We start from the raw sequence: 14853 nt of genomic DNA, 5'->3' as shown, positions 1-14853 counted from the left end.
AGGCGGGCGCCGCATTACCGGGAGGGTTGTTACCGATGTCCAGGGCGTTGTTCGCGTTGCCGTTTCTGAGCCTTGCTCTGGTTGCCGCGAAGGACCCGCCGCCGGCGCCCGCGCCGCCCGCGCCGCTGACCATCATAGCGCCCCCGGCGATCGCCGCCGATCCCGCCAACCGCCTGACGCTCGAATTGTCGACCGGCGGCAAGGTCGTCATCCAGCTTCGTCCCGACGCCGCCCCGGCGCACGTCGAGCGCATCCGCACCTTGGTCGGCCAGGGGTTCTACACCGGCACCCCGTTCCACCGCGTCATCCCGGGCTTCATGGCACAGGGCGGCGATCCAACCGGCAAGGGCGACGGCGACTCGCCGCTGCCCGACCTCAAGGCCGAGTTCAACGCTTTGCCCCACCTGCGCGGGACGGTCGCGGCGGCGCGCACCGAGGCGCCGGACAGCGCCAACAGCCAATTCTACATCATGTACGCCCCGCGCATCTCGCTCGACCACAAGTACACCGTGTTCGGGCGGGTGATCGAAGGCATGGCGGCGGTCGATGCGATCGCGGTCGGCGAACCCCCGGCCGAGCCGACCCGCATCGTCCGGGCGACGATCGGCGATACGCCGCCACCGATGCCGGTTGCAGCAACGGCGCAGCCGGCCTCGGCCGCGCCCGCCGCCGAGCCCGCACCGGGCGCCCCCGCGCCAGCAGCGTCCGAGCCCGCGCCAGCGGTGCCCGAGCCCGCGACGCCGGCGCCCGAGCCCTCACCGGCGGCCCCCAGCGGCGGCTGATGCGCGTCGATCTTTTCGATTTCGACCTGCCCCCCGACCGCATTGCGCTGAGGCCCGCCCGGCCGCGCGATTCCGCGCGCCTGCTGTCGGTCGACGCCGGTACGCTCGCCGACCGTCACATCCTCGACCTGCCCGGTTTGCTCGAGCCCGGTGACGTTCTGGTGTTCAACGACACTAAGGTCATCCCCGCCCAGCTCGAGGGCCAGCGCGGAGACGCCCGCATCGGCGCCACCCTGCACAAGCGCGAGGGACCGCGCGGGTGGTGGGCGTTCGTCCGTAACGCGCGCCGGCTCAAGCCCGGCGACCGCATCGATTTCGGCGAGAATGTCGCGGCATCGGTCGCCGACAAGACCGGCGACGGCGCCGTGCTGCTGCATTTTCACGGGGACGAGCCGGTGGACCGGCTGCTCGAGCGGGCCGGACGGATGCCGCTCCCGCCGTACATCTCGTCGAAGCGCCCGACCGACGATGAGGACCGCGCCGATTACCAGACGATGTTCGCGCGCGAGGAAGGCGCGGTTGCGGCGCCGACCGCCGCACTCCATTTCACCGACCGCCTGATCGCCGCGCTCGACCACCGCGGGGTCCAGCGCGAGACGCTGACGCTGCACGTCGGCGCCGGGACTTTCCTCCCGGTCAAGGCGGAAACCGTCAACGAGCACCGCATGCATGCCGAATGGGGGCGCATCGATGCCGCCACCGCGGCCCGCCTCAACGCCGCGCGCGCCGCCGACGGCCGGCTGATCGCGGTCGGCACCACCTCGCTGCGTCTGATCGAAAGCGCGGCGGGCGACGACGGCGAGATCGCCCCGTTCGAAGGCGACACCGCGATCTTCATCACGCCCGGCTACCGCTTCAAGGCGGTCGACGGTCTGCTGACCAATTTTCATCTCCCGCGCTCGACCCTGTTCATGCTGGTTTCGGCGCTGGTCGGGCTCGACGAGATGAAGGCCGCTTATGCCCACGCCATCGCCCGCGGCTACCGCTTTTACAGCTACGGCGACGCCTGCCTGCTGCTCCCCGCCAAGTAACAAGTGGCGCCACCGCGCTTTATCGGCTAGGCTGCCTGCACACCCGATTTTTGCGTTGCATCCGATCGGGAGACCCCTCCCGCTCGCCGAGCAGGAGTTCCCGATGACCTCAGCCGCCTTTTTCCCGCGCCGCGCCCGATGAGCCGCGCGATGAACCTCGCGATGAGCGAGAGCGCGGTGCTCGACCGCTGCCGCACCGCCGACATCGGCGTCTCCGCCATTGAGCCATTGCCGAGCGGCGGCGTGCGCCTGGTGTGCATGAGCAGCACGGGTGCCGAGCGCATGCGCAGCTTGCTCCGCAGCAAGGTCATCACTGGCGAAGTGACCCGCGAGAAGTTCCGCCCGTCACGCCCCCTGTGGTAGTTCGCCGGCGGCCCCTCAGCCGCTGAAGTAGCTCCACAGCAGCCGCGCGGTCATGCCGAGCGAGATGACCACCAGCAGCGGGCGTATGAGCCGCGCGCCGAAGCGCATCGCGGTACGGCTGCCGAGCCAGCCGCCGAGCATCGCCCCGGCCGCCATGCTCAGGCCGAGCAGCCACAGCATCTGGCCGCCGAACGCGAACAGCAGCACGCTCGCGACATTGCTGGTGAAGTTGAACAATTTGGTCAGCGCGGTGGCCTTGGTCAGGCCGTAGCCGCGCAACGCCACCAGGCTGGTGGTGAAGAAGGTCCCGGTCGCTGGGCCGAAAAAGCCGTCATAGAAGCCGATCGCGCCACCCAGCGGGGCATAGCCGGCCGAGGTCACGCGGTGGTGGGCGTCGTCGTCGGTCATTCGCGGCGACACCAGGATGTAGATCGCGGCCCCCGTCAGCAGCACCGGGATGATCAGGTTGAGCCACCGCGTGTCGATCGCCTGCACCACCAGCGCGCCTCCTGCCGCGCCGATGAACACGATCACCACCGTCAGCGCATTGCGCCGCCATTCGATCAGGCCGCCACGCGCATAGTTCGACATCGCGACGAAGGTGCCGAACACCGACTGCAATTTGTTGGTGCCGAGCGCCTGCACCGGCGGCACCCCGGCGAACAGCAAGGCCGGCATCATGATCAACCCGCCGCCCCCCGCGATCGCGTCGATGAAGCCGGTCAGCACGGCGGTCGCGGTGAGGATGGGATAGACCCACGGCTCGATCATCCGCGCGCCTTAGGCAAGGCCGCGGGCGCCTCCAACCCCGCTCACCGCGGATAGCATTCCGAGCGCTCGTGCGGATTGTCGCGGAAAAAACGCTTGCGCGCGGCTTCCTCGGCGCGGCGGCGCTGCCGCCCGGGCATCACGAGCGAGGTTTGCACCGTGCGTGGCCCGGGGGCGGCGCCCTCCGCTGGCGGGTCGGGCTCGAAGCCGTGGCGGATCGCGCGGCACATGAAAAAGCGGGTTTCGGCATCGACATTGCTGGCGATCACCCGGCAGTCGGTGACCTGGCCTTTGGCATCGACGTCGATGTTCATCTTGGCCCACTGGTCGCCCGACATCTGCTGCTGGATGCTCCACGGATAGGCGTCGCCGGGCTTGCGGTCGGGACACGGTTGCTTGGCGGGGGCCGGCGCCGCACCCGCCGCGATCAACACCACCAGCACGTGCGCGAATGTACGCATTGCGTATCCCCCTACTCCCAGAGATTCGGCGGCGGCCAGTCGAGCAACTTATCGGGTGCGAGGCAAGTCTCCGCCCGCTAGGACGCCGCGGCATGACCCGCTTCGCCTTCACCATCGCCGCCAGCGACGGCGCCGCGCGCACGGGATCGATCGCCATGCAGCGCGGCACCATCCGCACCCCGGCGTTCATGCCGGTCGGCACCGCGGCTACGGTCAAGGCGATGCGGCCGAGCGAAGTGTGCGCCTCGGGCGCCGACATCATCCTCGGCAACACCTATCATCTGATGTTGCGCCCCGGCGCCGAGCGCGTCGCCAGGCTCAGCGGGCTGCACACATTCATGGGCTGGGACGGCCCGATCCTGACCGACAGCGGCGGCTACCAGGTGATGAGCCTGGCCGACCTCGCCAAGGTCAGCGAGGAGGGCGTGTCGTTCAAAAGCCACCTCGACGGCACCCGCCACATGCTCAGCCCCGAGCGCTCGGTCGAGGTCCAGCGGCTGCTCGGCGCCGACATCGTGATGGCGTTCGACGAACTGGTTCCTACCACGTCGAGCGTGGACCAGCAGGCGGCGGCGATGGAGCGCTCGATGCGCTGGGCAAAGCGGTCGCGAGCGGCGTTCGACGGCGGCAAGGAGCATGCCGCACGCGCCGCTTTGTTCGGCATCCAGCAGGGCGCGCTCGATGAAGGCCTGCGCAAGACCTCGGCCGACGCGCTGATCGACATCGGCTTCGACGGTTACGCGGTCGGGGGGCTGGCGGTCGGCGAAGGCCAGGAGGCGATGCTGGCCTGCCTCGATTATGCGCCGGGCCAGCTTCCCGAAGACAAACCACGCTATCTGATGGGCGTCGGCAAGCCCGACGACATCGTCGAGGCGGTGCGGCGCGGGATCGACATGTTCGACTGCGTGCTGCCGACCCGCTCGGGGCGCACCGGCCAGGCGTTCACCGCCGACGGCCCGCTCAACTTGCGCAACGCGCGTTTTGCCGAGGAGCGCGATCCGATCGAATCCGGCTGCCCATGTCCCGCTTGCTCAAGCTTCGAGCGCGCCTACGTCCACCACTTGGTGAAGTCGGGCGAAATCCTCGGCTCGATGCTGATGACCGAGCATAATCTGTGGTTCTACCAGCGCCTGATGGGGGGCCTGCGCGACGCCATCGCGGGCCAACGCTTCGCCGCCCACGCGCAGCAGTTCCTCGAGCGCTACCGGCAGGCTGCGAGCGCCGGCTAACCCGCGCTTCTGGAGAGGAAGCTGGGGAGCGGGCCGTTCCACGCTTCGTCGGCGTCTTCGGCGACCGGCGCGGCGGCCGGCTCGGGTTCCCGCGCGGCGGTCACGCGCTCGGGACGTGCCCGCTCGCGCGGTTCGCGGCGCGGTTCGGCTGCTCGCTCGGGCGCCTGTTCGCGCTCGCGCGGGGGGGCGTCAGCGCGCGCCGGCGCCGGCGCCGGCGCCGGCGTGCGGCCGCGCGGCCTTGGCTCGGCCTTCTCTCGCGGTGCCTCGGCCGGTTCAGCCGCGGCGGCATCGACCGTGCTGCTGACCCGGGCAATCTTCATGCCGGTCAATTTCTCGATCGCGGCGACCGCTTCGGCGTCCTCGCGCGTCGCCAGCGTGATCGCGATGCCGCTCATCCCCGCGCGCCCGGTGCGGCCGATGCGGTGGATGTAGTCGTCGGGCTGCCACGGCACGTCGAAATTGATGACATGGCTGACGCCTTTGACGTCGAGCCCGCGCGCTGCGACGTCGGACGCCACCAGCACGTTGATCTCGCCCGCCTTGAAGCGGTCGAACTCGGCGATCCGGCTCGACTGGTCCATGTCGCCCTGGATCTGCCCGACCGAGATTTTGGCGCGCTTGAGGCTGGTGGTCAGCTCGCGCACGGTGGTCTTGCGGTTGCAGAAGATGATCGCGTTCTTGAACTCGGCGGCGCGCAAGATGTCGCGCAGCGCGTCCTTCTTCTTGTCGCCGCGGACTTCGACCAGCCGCTGCTCGATATTGATGTTGGCGGTCGCCGGGCGCGCCACCTCGACCTGCTTGGGGTCGCTCAAGAACTTCGCCGCGAGCTTCTGGATCGGCGGCGGCATGGTCGCCGAGAACAGCAAGGTCTGGCGGTCGCGCGGCAGCTTGGTGCAGATCTCCTCGATGTCGGGGATGAAGCCCATGTCGAGCATGCGGTCGGCCTCGTCGATGACCAGCAGCTTGCAGTCGTTGAGCATGATCTTGCCGCGCCCGAACAAGTCCATCAGCCGGCCCGGGGTGGCGATCAGCACGTCGACGCCCTTTTCCAGCGCTTTGACCTGGTCGCCCATCTGCACGCCGCCGATCAGCAGCACCATCGAGAGCTTGTGATACTTGCCGTATTTCTCGAAATTCTCGGCGACCTGCGCGGCCAGCTCGCGGGTCGGCTCGAGGATCAGCGAGCGCGGCATCCTGGCGCGGGCCCGGCCCTGGGCGAGGATGTCGATCATCGGGAGCACGAAACCGGCGGTCTTGCCGGTGCCGGTCTGGGCGATGCCGACCAGATCCTTGCCCATCAGGACCGCGGGGATGGCGCCCTTTTGGATCGGGGTCGGCTCCCCATAGCCGCTGTCGGCAACTGCCCGCAGCAATTCGTCGGAAAGGCCGAGATCGGCGAAAGACATGCAAAATCCGGAAAAAAGAGGGGCAGCGCAACAGTCGCTGCCGCACCTGTGCGGCTAAGCCCGCGTGCGCGCGATTGTCAAGGAAACTAGCTTGGCGGCAACCCGGTCAGTGGGAATTGACGACCCTCGATTCCGGCGGAATGTCGCTTTCGAGGCACCATTTATGGTGCGCCAGCCTAACCATCGGCTCGCCGCAATACTTGCACTCACTCCGCCAGGCAAAGACCGGGTCATGCCGGACCTTCGTCTTGGATCTGTGGTGACCAACGATCCAACAAACCCTTAGCATGGGTCGCTTATACCATTTTTTAACGCTTGGAGCTAGCGCGCTGCGCCCGGCCCCTTTTGTGTGGCGGCGAGGGGCCCGCCGGTGCCGCCGCCGAGCGGCCTCGGGGGGGTGCCGTCAGCGCTTGAGCCTGGGCACCAATTCACGGAAGCGGTCGATCATGCAACTGCCCCCGATGCGCGAGCGAATGGCGTCGCGGCCGGCGCAGATTCGCTGATCGTCGGGGTTGAGGTAGAAGCCGGCGTAGAAGTCGAGCGCCGGGCAATTATTGTCGAGCCGCGCCCGCACCCGGCGCCGGTCGAACAGCAGGAAATCGACTTGTTCGGGGCCCGACAAGGTCGCCCCGCGGATGGCGCTCGAGGCAATGCATTTTGGTCCCTTGCGCTCGACCCATTGCAGCGGCGTCGGCAGCTGCCTTGGCCGCACCGGCACCCGGATCAGGATCTGGTCCTGGACGACGAGCGTGCGCACGCGCTCCTCGGCCGGCTCCGCCCCGGCGATGCCGAGCAACGCCGGAAGCAAAGCGATGAAGGTCGCGATTGTCACTTGGATGGCACCATGCTGGCGCCGGCTTCGCAGTCAAGGGTTGAACACGCCATGAATTGTGCCTGCGGGGAAGGCGTCGCGCGGCGCGGGCGGGCTGTCGCGCGCGCGGACGTCTCGGCTTGCGCTTCGGGGCTTGGGTGCCTAGAGGGCGGGGCGCTTTATTCTAGCGGCTCGATGCGCGCGCTCGTTCGCGGTGTCCGGGCCCGACCCCAGGAGACCTTCCCCCATGGCGACAGCCGCGCCGAACCAGTCCTTGCCGTTGTTCTACACCGCGCTCGAGCCGCTCAACGCGACCCAGCATGGCAAGATGCACATCCGCCGCCTCAACCAGGCGCCGATGATCGGCGCCACCCACGCCTTCCCGGTCACGGTCGACGAATTCGGGCTGCTCCAGCGCTCCTACCCGATCGTCTTCTCCCTTGGCGACAATCCGATCCCGTTGGCCTTGATGGGGCTCAACGAGGGGACCAATGCATTCCTTGACGAAAACGGCCTGCCGCGCGACCCCGAGCTGTACATCCCCGCTTATCTGCGGCGTTACCCGTTCCTGCTCGCCCGCATACGCCCCGACAGCGACGAACTGTCGCTGTGCTTCGACCCCAATTCGGGGGTGATCGGCGATTTCTCAGAGGGCGAGGCGCTGTTCGACGGCGACCAGCCGAGCGAGGCGACCAAGGCCATCCTGCAGTTCTGCGAACAGTTCGAGACCGCCGGCCAGCGCACCGCCGCGTTCATGGCCGAGCTGACCAAGTCGGGCCTGCTGATGGACGGCGAAGTGGCGATCCAGCCGCAGGGCGCCGAACAGCCGTTCGTCTACCGCGGCTTCCAGATGATCGACGAAGAGAAATTGCGCGAGCTGCGCGGCGACGAGCTGAGGAAGATGAACCAGAACGGCATGCTCGCCCTGATCTTCGCGCATTTGTTCTCGCTGTCGCAGATCCGCGACGTGTTCGCGCGCCAGGTCGCCCAGGGCAAGGGCCCGGTCCCGGCCCAGCAGGCGCAGCCGACCAAGGCGCCGGCCGAGACCGCCGAAGCGTGACGCTTGCGCGATAAGCCGACCGTTTGGCGATATTGAACCGGCGCGGCGCCCGCCTATCTAGACTGGACACCGCCGGGCGGCCCCTGTCCCCCCTTCTCGGGCTGCGCGGTGGCGGCGCACCCTGTGGTGCGTTCCCCTGAACTCGGCCGTCCCGGCAACCCGGGGCGGCCGTTTTTTATTCGGCGGCCGCGGGCAGCTGGCGATCGAGCAGCTGGCGGCTGAGGTTCTCTGCGAGCGTGTGGAGCAGCGCGGCGACGCGGTCGAACGCGTGGCTGTCGCTACCGAGGTAGATCCGCCGGTCGAGCTCGACCTGCAGCGCGTGGACATCGCGGCCCGGCGCGCCGTGGCGCTCGACGATATGCCCGCCCGCGAAGGGGTCGTTGACCCCGACGGTGAAGCCCGCCGCGGACACGATCCTCATCGCCTGCGAGGTCACCCACCCCGCCGCGCTGCGCCCGTAACGGTCGCCGAGGATCACCTGATGGCCGCCGGGCGGGGGCGGGGGCATCGAATGGCAATCGAGCAATATGGCGCCGCCGAAGCGGTTGGCGAGCGCCTCAAGCTCCGCCGCGATCGCCGCGTGATAGGGGCGGTGCGCTTGCGCGATGCGCTCGTCGAGCTGGCGCCGGGTGATCGGGTGGCGCCACAAGGTGCCGTGAGCGGCGGTGCGGCCGGGGACAATGCCGAGCCCGCCGCGGGCGCGCGCGCTGGTGCGCCGCGCGCCGCTGCCGGCAACCACCAGCGGGTCGATTTCATCCTCGCCGCGGTTGCAGTCGATCGCCGCGCGCGGGGTGCGCGCAACCACCGCGGCGATTCCGGCCGTGATCGCCGGCGCGGCGAGGCGGTCGACCAGCGGATCCTCGAGCGGCTCGAGCGAGGCGCGGCCGCCGTTGGCGAGCGCGACCAGCCACGCCGGATAATCGCGCCCGGCGTGGGGCACCGACAGCAGCACCGGCAGCCCGCCGCGGGCGCGGTGGACGAGCGGGGGAGGGAGGATTTCGCAAGGCAAGGCGCGCACCTTAGGGCGGGGTCATCGCCGGTCAACGCGCGACCTGTCCCATTTGCGCGCCGATTAACCAATAGTTCGGCTGGAAAATGTTAAATGTTGCGCGCATACAAGGGCGTGATGGCGAAAATCCTGCTGGCAGAAGACGACACGTCGATGCGCGAGTATCTGCAGCGCGCGTTGCAGCGGGTCGGCTACGAGGTCGAGGCGGTCGGCTGCGGCACCGAGGCGATGCCGTTGCTCGAGGCAGGTCGCTTCGATTTGCTGCTGACCGACATCGTGATGCCCGAGATGGACGGCATCGAGCTGGCCCAGAAGGCGTCGGCGATCGATCCCGCGATCCGCGTCATGTTCATCACCGGCTTCGCCGCCGTCGCGCTGCAGGGCGGACGCACCGCGCCCGAGGCCAAATTGCTGTCCAAGCCGTTCCATTTGAAAGACCTGGTGGCCGAGGTCGACCGCATCTTCCAGACCGAGGACCAGCACGGGCGGCTGTAGGGCGTTGGCCGGCTGGTGAGCGTCAGCCGCCGTCGGGCCGTTGCTCGAGCGTGATGCCTTTCGCCTGCTTGAACGCGGTTTCGACCATGCCGTCGAGCCAATAGCCGTCGAGCCACTCACGCTTCCATTGATTGTCGGCCTTGAAGCGGCGGATGTGCTCGCTGCGGTCGAACCGGGCGAGAGCTTGCTCGGGGGTCGACACGGTTCTGGCGAGCCCAGCGGCCTGGCAGCGGATATCCTCCATCGACCAGGTCAGCGTCGCCAGATACGCGCGGTCGCGCTGGACCGTGCCGTGGCCGGGAATCAGCAGCTTGAAATCATAACGCTGCAGGCGCTCGATCGTGGCGAGCCACGGGGCGATCGGGCCGACGAAACCGTAGGGGGTGGGGAGGACCACCGCGTCGCCGGTCATCATCACCTTCTGGCGCGGCAGCCAGGCAAAAGCGTCGCCCTTGGTATTGGCGCGGCCGAGGAACAGCAGCTGGACCGGGGCAACGGGATCGTCGATCAGCAGCGTGGACGTGAAGGTTTCGCTGGGGACGACGACGTAATTGCCGTCCTGGCGCTGGACGCGGGTCATCACCCACTTGGCCTCGGCGGCATATTCACCGCGGACCGCCTCGGGCAAAGACGGATCTTGCGCGCGCTGGCGATAGCCGGCGCTGCGCTCGGCCGCGGCACCAGCGCGTTGCTTCCGCCGCTCGGGGTCAGGCGCGCCGACGCCGACGCCGAGCACTTCGGGATCGGCCATCAAGCGCGCTGTGGCGGTGGTGGCAATGATGCGCGCGCGGGGGAATTTCTCGAGGATGGCGGGCAGGCCAAGCGGGTGGTCGTTGTGCCAGTGAGTGACGACCACCGCCTTGATCGGCTTGGCGGTCAGGCGGGCGACCGCGGCGACGATCTCGCGGCCGTCGGGAATCGAGCCGCCGCTGTCGATCAGCACCACGCCGTCGGACTGCTCGACGATGCCGACGTTGCCGATCACCGCCGACCAGGTGCGCGGCGGCTGGCGCATGTACCAGACATTGAGGGCGACTGGCTCGGGTGACATCAGGCGGCCGTCGGCGAGCGGGCGTTCGGCGGGCGCGGGCGGGGTTGCGGGGACCGAGCAGGCAGAGGTCAGAGCGAGTAGCGCGGCGAGGGCCGCGCCCGCCACGCGCGGCGTGAAGGATGTGGTCATGCGCTGGGTCCCCTCTTCGTTCATGCCAGCCTGAAGCGCGCGGCGCGGCGGCGGCAATTCAAGTTTCACTAAAGAAAAATGACGGATGCTAGGCGCGGCCCCGCTATCACGCGATCAGGGCGAGGGGAGCGCGCATGTATCGCATCGGCAAATGGACGTTCGAGCCCGAGGGCGGCGAGCTCAGCGCACAAAGCGAGCAGCGCCGGCTCGAGCATCGCGCCGCGCGCACGCTGGAGCTGCTGTGCCGGGCGGACGGCGGCATCGTGTCGCGCGAGACGCTGATCGCCGAGGTGTGGGGCGGGCGGCGACTGAGCGAGAACAGCGTGTCGGTGGTGATCGGCCAGTTGCGCCGGGCGCTCGGCGACGACCCGCGCGCGCCGCGGCTGATCGAAACCGTGCCCAAGCGCGGCTACCGGCTGCGCGGGGTGGGGCCGTTGGTCGAGGCACCGCCCGCTACGAGCGCAGTGCGGCGGTGCTTGGCGGTGCTGGCAATTGTGGTCATTGCGGCCGCCGCGCTGTGGCTGGCCGGGCGGGCCGCGCCCTCCGCCCAGCCGTTGATCGTCGCGCCGGTGGTCAACGCCACCGGGGACGCCGCCTACGAACCGCTGGCCCGCGCCACCGGCGAGCTGCTGGTCACCGAGCTCAGCCGGCGCGGCTATGCCGTCCGATCGCAGCCAAGCGCAGGGGACGAGCCGCGGCTGGTCGCCAGGCTGGTGCTGTGGGACGGAGCGCCGACGCTCGGGTTGGCAGTGCACGCCGCCGACGGCGCGGTGCTGTGGTCGGCGATGGCGAGCGCTGCGCCGGGCCAGGTGCCGGCCGGGGTCGCCGCCGCGCTCGACGCGATGGCCGAGACCGTGCCGCCCGAACGCAACGGTGCCGGCGGGCGGGTTGCACGGGGACGGGGGCGCGGCTAAATGCGCCTCCGAGTGGGCGTGTAGCTCAGTGGTAGAGCACTGTGTTGACATCGCAGGGGTCGCAAGTTCAATCCTTGCCACGCCCACCATTTTTCCCGCCTGTGATGCAGGACGCCAGCCGCGCCGGTGGCCGCAGCGCGCATTCTCCCCCCGCGAAGAAAATCCATTCTGGATGTAATCCGCGCCGCGCATTTGGATAGGCCGTTCGCCGGACAGCGGAAAAGCGCAGGCCGGCCATTTCTCGTCCGTAATGAACGTAGTGGCAGTATCTTATTATCGGCTGGCCGGTAACGCGAAAGGATTGCCCGCTTTGGCCGCAAGCGCGCGGGTAACTGAGAGACGCCGTTTCCTCCCGCTTGCCGGCCTGGGAACTCAGTTTGAACATGATCGCGATCAAATCGGCCGGAATGAGCAGCGCGCCGGAAGCGCAGCTGGCACGGTCGGAAGCGAGGTACCGCGGGCTGCTCGAGGCCGCGCCCGACGCCATGGTAGTGGTCGATGAGGGCGGCGAAATCGTCCTCGTCAACGTCCAGGCGGAAAAGCAGTTCGGCTACCCGCGCGACGAATTGATCGGGCGCAAGGTCACCGACATCATCCCGACTGGTTTCGCCGAGCGCATCATCGCCGACGGCAGCCGCTCGTCGGCCGAAGCGCTCGCGCAGAACATGGGCACCGGAATCGAGCTCGTCGCGTTGCGCAAGGACGGCGGCGAATTTCCGATCGAGATCATGCTCAGTCCGCTCGACAGCCCCGACGGCATGCTGGTCACCGCGGCGATCCGCGATATTTCGATCCGCAAGGCAGCCGAGGACGAACTGGCGCGCACCGAGCGGCGCTACCGCGGGCTGCTTGAGGCCGCCCCCGACGCGATGATCGTAGTCGACGAGCGGGGCGAGATCGTGCTGCTCAACGTCCAGGCCGAAAAGCAGCTTGGCTACCGCCGCGACGAACTGATCGGGCAGCGCGTCACCAATATCATTCCCGAGGGGTTCGCCGAGCGGCTGATCGCCGATGGTCTGCGCTCGGCCGAGGAAGCGCTGGCGCAGCGCATCGGCACCGGCATCGAACTGGTCGCGCTGCGCAAGGACGGCGGCGAGTTCCCGATCGAGATCATGCTCAGCCCGCTGCGCAGCAGCGAGGGCGTGCTGGTCACCGCGGCGATCCGTGACATCAGCACGCGCAAGGCCGCCGAGGAATTGATGAAGCGCGCCGAGGAGCGCTACCGCGGCCTGCTCGAAGCCGCGCCCGACGCCATGGTGGTGGTCAGCCAGAGCGGCGAGATCGTGCTGCTCAACGTCCAGGCGGAGAAGCAATTCGGCTACCCCCGTGACGAATTGATCGGGCGCAAGGTAACCGACATCATCCCTACCGGGTTCGCCGAGCGGCTGATCGCCGACGGCAGCCGCACCTCGGCCGAGGCGCTGGCGCAGCAGATCGGCACCGGGATCGAGCTGACCGGGCGGCGCAGCGACGGCAGCGAATTCCCGATCGAAATCATGCTCAGCCCGCTCGAGAGCGCCGACGGCATGCTAGTCACCGCGGCGATCCGCGACATCAGCATCCGCAAGGCGGCGGAGGAGGAGCTGGCGCGCACGGAACGGCGCTACCGCGGGCTGCTCGAGGCGGCGCCCGACGCGATGATCGTGGTCAACGAACTGGGCGAGATCGTGCTGCTCAACGTCCAGGCCGAGAAGCAGCTCGGCTACACCCGCGACGAACTGATCGGCCAGCCGGTCACCAACATCATCCCCGAAGGGTTCGCCGAGCGGCTGATCGCGGACGGCCTGCGCTCGGCGGAGGAAGCGCTGGCGCAGCAGATCGGCACCGGCATCGAGCTCGTCGCGCTGCGCAAGGACGGCGGCGAGTTCCCGATCGAGATCATGCTCAGCCCGCTCGACAGCCCGGAAGGAATCCTGGTCACCGCGGCGATCCGCGACATCAGCAAGCGCAAGGCCGCCGAAGAACTGATGAAGCGCGCCGAGCAACGCTATCGCGGGCTGCTCGAGGCGGCGCCCGACCCGATGGTGGTGGTCAACCCGAGCGGCGAAATCGTGCTGCTCAACGTGCAGGCCGAAAAGCAGTTCGGCTACAGCCGTGACGAACTGATCGGGCGCAAGGTCACCGACATCATCCCGGTCGGCTTCGCGGCGCGGCTGATCGCCGACAAATTGCGCTCGGCGGAAGAAGCGCTGGCACAGCAGATCGGCACCGGCATCGAGCTCATCGCGCTGCGCAAGGACGGTGGCGAATTCCCGATCGAGCTGATGCTCAGCCCGCTCGAAAGCAGCGACGGCATCCTCGTCACCACCGCGATCCGCGACCTCAGCGTGCGCAAGGCGGCCGAGGCCGACCTGATCAAGAAGATCGACGAGCTCAATCGTTCCAACGAGGAGCTCAGCCAGTTCGCTTACATCGCGTCGCACGATTTACAGGAGCCGCTGCGGATGGTGTCGAGCTACACCCAGCTGCTCGCCAAGCGCTATGTCGGCAAGCTCGACAGCGACGCCGACGAATTCATCGGCTTCGCGGTCGACGGGGCGAGCCGCATGAAACGGCTGATCCAGGACCTGCTGGCTTATTCGCGGGTCGGGACCAACCGCATCGAGCTGGCCCGCGTCTCGAGCCAGAAGGCGCTCGACCGCGCGCTGGTCAATCTCAGCGGGGCGATTACCGAGAGCGGCGCGGTGATCACTTCGGATTCGCTGCCGATGGTGCGCGCCGACCAGATGCAATTGGTCCAGCTGTTCCAGAACCTCGTCGGCAACGCGATTAAATACAACAAGGACGCCACGCCCCAGGTGCATGTCTCGGCGCACCGCGCCGGCCGCGACAAGCCCCTGGTGTTTTCAGTCAAGGACAACGGGCTCGGCATCGATCCGGAATATTTCGATCGCATTTTCGGGATGTTCCAGCGGCTCCACACGCGCGAGCAATTCTCCGGCACCGGGATCGGCCTCGCGATCTGCAAGAAGATCATCGACCGCCATGGCGGCGAAATCTCGGTCAGCTCGGCGCCCGGCGCGGGATCGACCTTCACCTTCTCGCTCGGCGACCTTCAGGAAAGCAAACAGCCATGTTGACGAACGTCCTGCTGGTCGAAGACAGCCCCGGCGACGTGCGCCTGACGCAGGAGGCGTTTCGCAGCGCCAACAGCGCGGTCAAGCTGCATGTCGCAATCGACGGCGTCGAGGCGCTCGCCTTTCTCGCGCAGCAGGGAGAATATGCCGGCGCGCCGCGGCCCGACCTGATCCTGCTCGATCTCAATTTGCCGCGGAAGGACGGCCGCGAAGTGCTCAAGCACATCCGCGGCGACGAGAGCCTCAAGACCATCCCGACAGTGATCC

15 protein-coding genes and 1 tRNA gene are annotated in these 14853 nt (G+C 68.4%); 10 read left to right on the top strand and 6 right to left on the bottom strand.

Going from position 1 to position 14853, the window contains the following annotated elements; all coding sequences use genetic code 11:
• Nucleotides 1-35 precede the first annotated feature (35 nt).
• From RMP08_RS00190 to RMP08_RS00180, 3 genes are all read left to right on the top strand, one after another.
• Nucleotides 36-782 carry a peptidylprolyl isomerase gene (locus tag RMP08_RS00190; protein WP_310466921.1) on the top strand — a complete coding sequence of 249 codons (747 nt, stop codon included), beginning with the start codon at nucleotides 36-38 and terminating at the stop codon, nucleotides 780-782.
• Nucleotides 782-1813 carry a tRNA preQ1(34) S-adenosylmethionine ribosyltransferase-isomerase QueA gene (gene queA / locus RMP08_RS00185; protein ID WP_310466919.1) on the top strand — a complete coding sequence of 344 codons (1032 nt, stop codon included), beginning with the start codon at nucleotides 782-784 and terminating at the stop codon, nucleotides 1811-1813. Before RMP08_RS00190 ends, queA begins: the two co-directional genes overlap by 1 nt.
• A gap of 138 nt (nucleotides 1814-1951) precedes the next feature.
• Nucleotides 1952-2176, top strand: coding sequence for a hypothetical protein (locus RMP08_RS00180; RefSeq protein WP_310466917.1), 225 nt, complete (start codon nucleotides 1952-1954; stop codon nucleotides 2174-2176).
• 15 nt (nucleotides 2177-2191) lie between these two features.
• Here the strand turns inward: RMP08_RS00180 and RMP08_RS00175 are convergent, their stop codons facing one another.
• Entirely contained in the window at nucleotides 2192-2947 is a 756-nt protein-coding gene (locus RMP08_RS00175; RefSeq protein ID WP_310466916.1) for a TSUP family transporter, read from the bottom strand.
• A gap of 41 nt (nucleotides 2948-2988) precedes the next feature.
• Entirely contained in the window at nucleotides 2989-3405 is a 417-nt protein-coding gene (locus tag RMP08_RS00170; RefSeq protein ID WP_310466915.1) for a hypothetical protein, read from the bottom strand.
• A 92-nt stretch (nucleotides 3406-3497) separates the two neighbouring features.
• Here RMP08_RS00170 and tgt point away from each other — a divergent pair, with 92 nt between their 5' ends.
• On the top strand, nucleotides 3498-4634 hold the full coding sequence (gene tgt, locus RMP08_RS00165; protein ID WP_310466914.1) for a tRNA guanosine(34) transglycosylase Tgt: 1137 nt from the start codon (nucleotides 3498-3500) through the stop codon (nucleotides 4632-4634).
• On the opposite strand, the gene RMP08_RS00160 is transcribed toward tgt, so the two are convergent.
• Together RMP08_RS00160 and RMP08_RS00155 are read right to left on the bottom strand one after the other, a co-directional pair.
• Nucleotides 4631-6040 (bottom strand): DEAD/DEAH box helicase, encoded by a 1410-nt coding sequence (locus RMP08_RS00160; protein WP_310466913.1) that lies wholly within the window; start codon nucleotides 6038-6040, stop codon nucleotides 4631-4633. The genes tgt and RMP08_RS00160 overlap by 4 nt on opposite strands.
• Before the next feature lie 403 nt (nucleotides 6041-6443).
• Complete coding sequence (locus RMP08_RS00155) at nucleotides 6444-6872, bottom strand: hypothetical protein (RefSeq protein WP_310466912.1); 429 nt, start codon at nucleotides 6870-6872, stop codon at nucleotides 6444-6446.
• A gap of 226 nt (nucleotides 6873-7098) precedes the next feature.
• Here RMP08_RS00155 and RMP08_RS00150 point away from each other — a divergent pair, with 226 nt between their 5' ends.
• Nucleotides 7099-7911, top strand: coding sequence for a SapC family protein (locus RMP08_RS00150; RefSeq protein WP_310466911.1), 813 nt, complete (start codon nucleotides 7099-7101; stop codon nucleotides 7909-7911).
• A 175-nt stretch (nucleotides 7912-8086) separates the two neighbouring features.
• On the opposite strand, the gene RMP08_RS00145 is transcribed toward RMP08_RS00150, so the two are convergent.
• Nucleotides 8087-8929 carry an N-formylglutamate amidohydrolase gene (locus RMP08_RS00145; protein ID WP_310466910.1) on the bottom strand — a complete coding sequence of 281 codons (843 nt, stop codon included), beginning with the start codon at nucleotides 8927-8929 and terminating at the stop codon, nucleotides 8087-8089.
• A gap of 108 nt (nucleotides 8930-9037) precedes the next feature.
• Between RMP08_RS00145 and cpdR the strand changes: the two genes are divergently transcribed.
• Entirely contained in the window at nucleotides 9038-9415 is a 378-nt protein-coding gene (cpdR, locus tag RMP08_RS00140) for a cell cycle two-component system response regulator CpdR (RefSeq protein ID WP_310466941.1), read from the top strand.
• 22 nt (nucleotides 9416-9437) lie between these two features.
• Here the strand turns inward: cpdR and RMP08_RS00135 are convergent, their stop codons facing one another.
• Complete coding sequence (locus tag RMP08_RS00135) at nucleotides 9438-10595, bottom strand: MBL fold metallo-hydrolase (protein ID WP_310466909.1); 1158 nt, start codon at nucleotides 10593-10595, stop codon at nucleotides 9438-9440.
• A 134-nt stretch (nucleotides 10596-10729) separates the two neighbouring features.
• On the opposite strand from RMP08_RS00135, the gene RMP08_RS00130 reads away from it, so the two are divergent.
• The 4 genes from RMP08_RS00130 to RMP08_RS00115 form a co-directional block, all read left to right on the top strand.
• Complete coding sequence (locus RMP08_RS00130; protein ID WP_310466908.1) at nucleotides 10730-11509, top strand: transcriptional regulator; 780 nt, start codon at nucleotides 10730-10732, stop codon at nucleotides 11507-11509.
• A gap of 14 nt (nucleotides 11510-11523) precedes the next feature.
• Nucleotides 11524-11598, top strand: a tRNA-Val gene (locus tag RMP08_RS00125).
• Nucleotides 11599-11892: 294 nt separating this feature from the next.
• Nucleotides 11893-14589 (top strand): PAS domain S-box protein, encoded by a 2697-nt coding sequence (locus RMP08_RS00120; protein WP_310466907.1) that lies wholly within the window; start codon nucleotides 11893-11895, stop codon nucleotides 14587-14589.
• On the top strand, nucleotides 14583-14853 hold a 271-nt coding region (locus RMP08_RS00115), incomplete at its 3' end, for a response regulator (RefSeq protein WP_310466906.1). The genes RMP08_RS00120 and RMP08_RS00115, both read left to right, overlap by 7 nt.

Source organism: Sphingomonas sp., assembly GCF_031426035.1.
Lineage (GTDB): Bacteria > Pseudomonadota > Alphaproteobacteria > Sphingomonadales > Sphingomonadaceae > Sphingomicrobium.
This window is presented reverse-complemented; position numbering and strand designations above follow the sequence as displayed.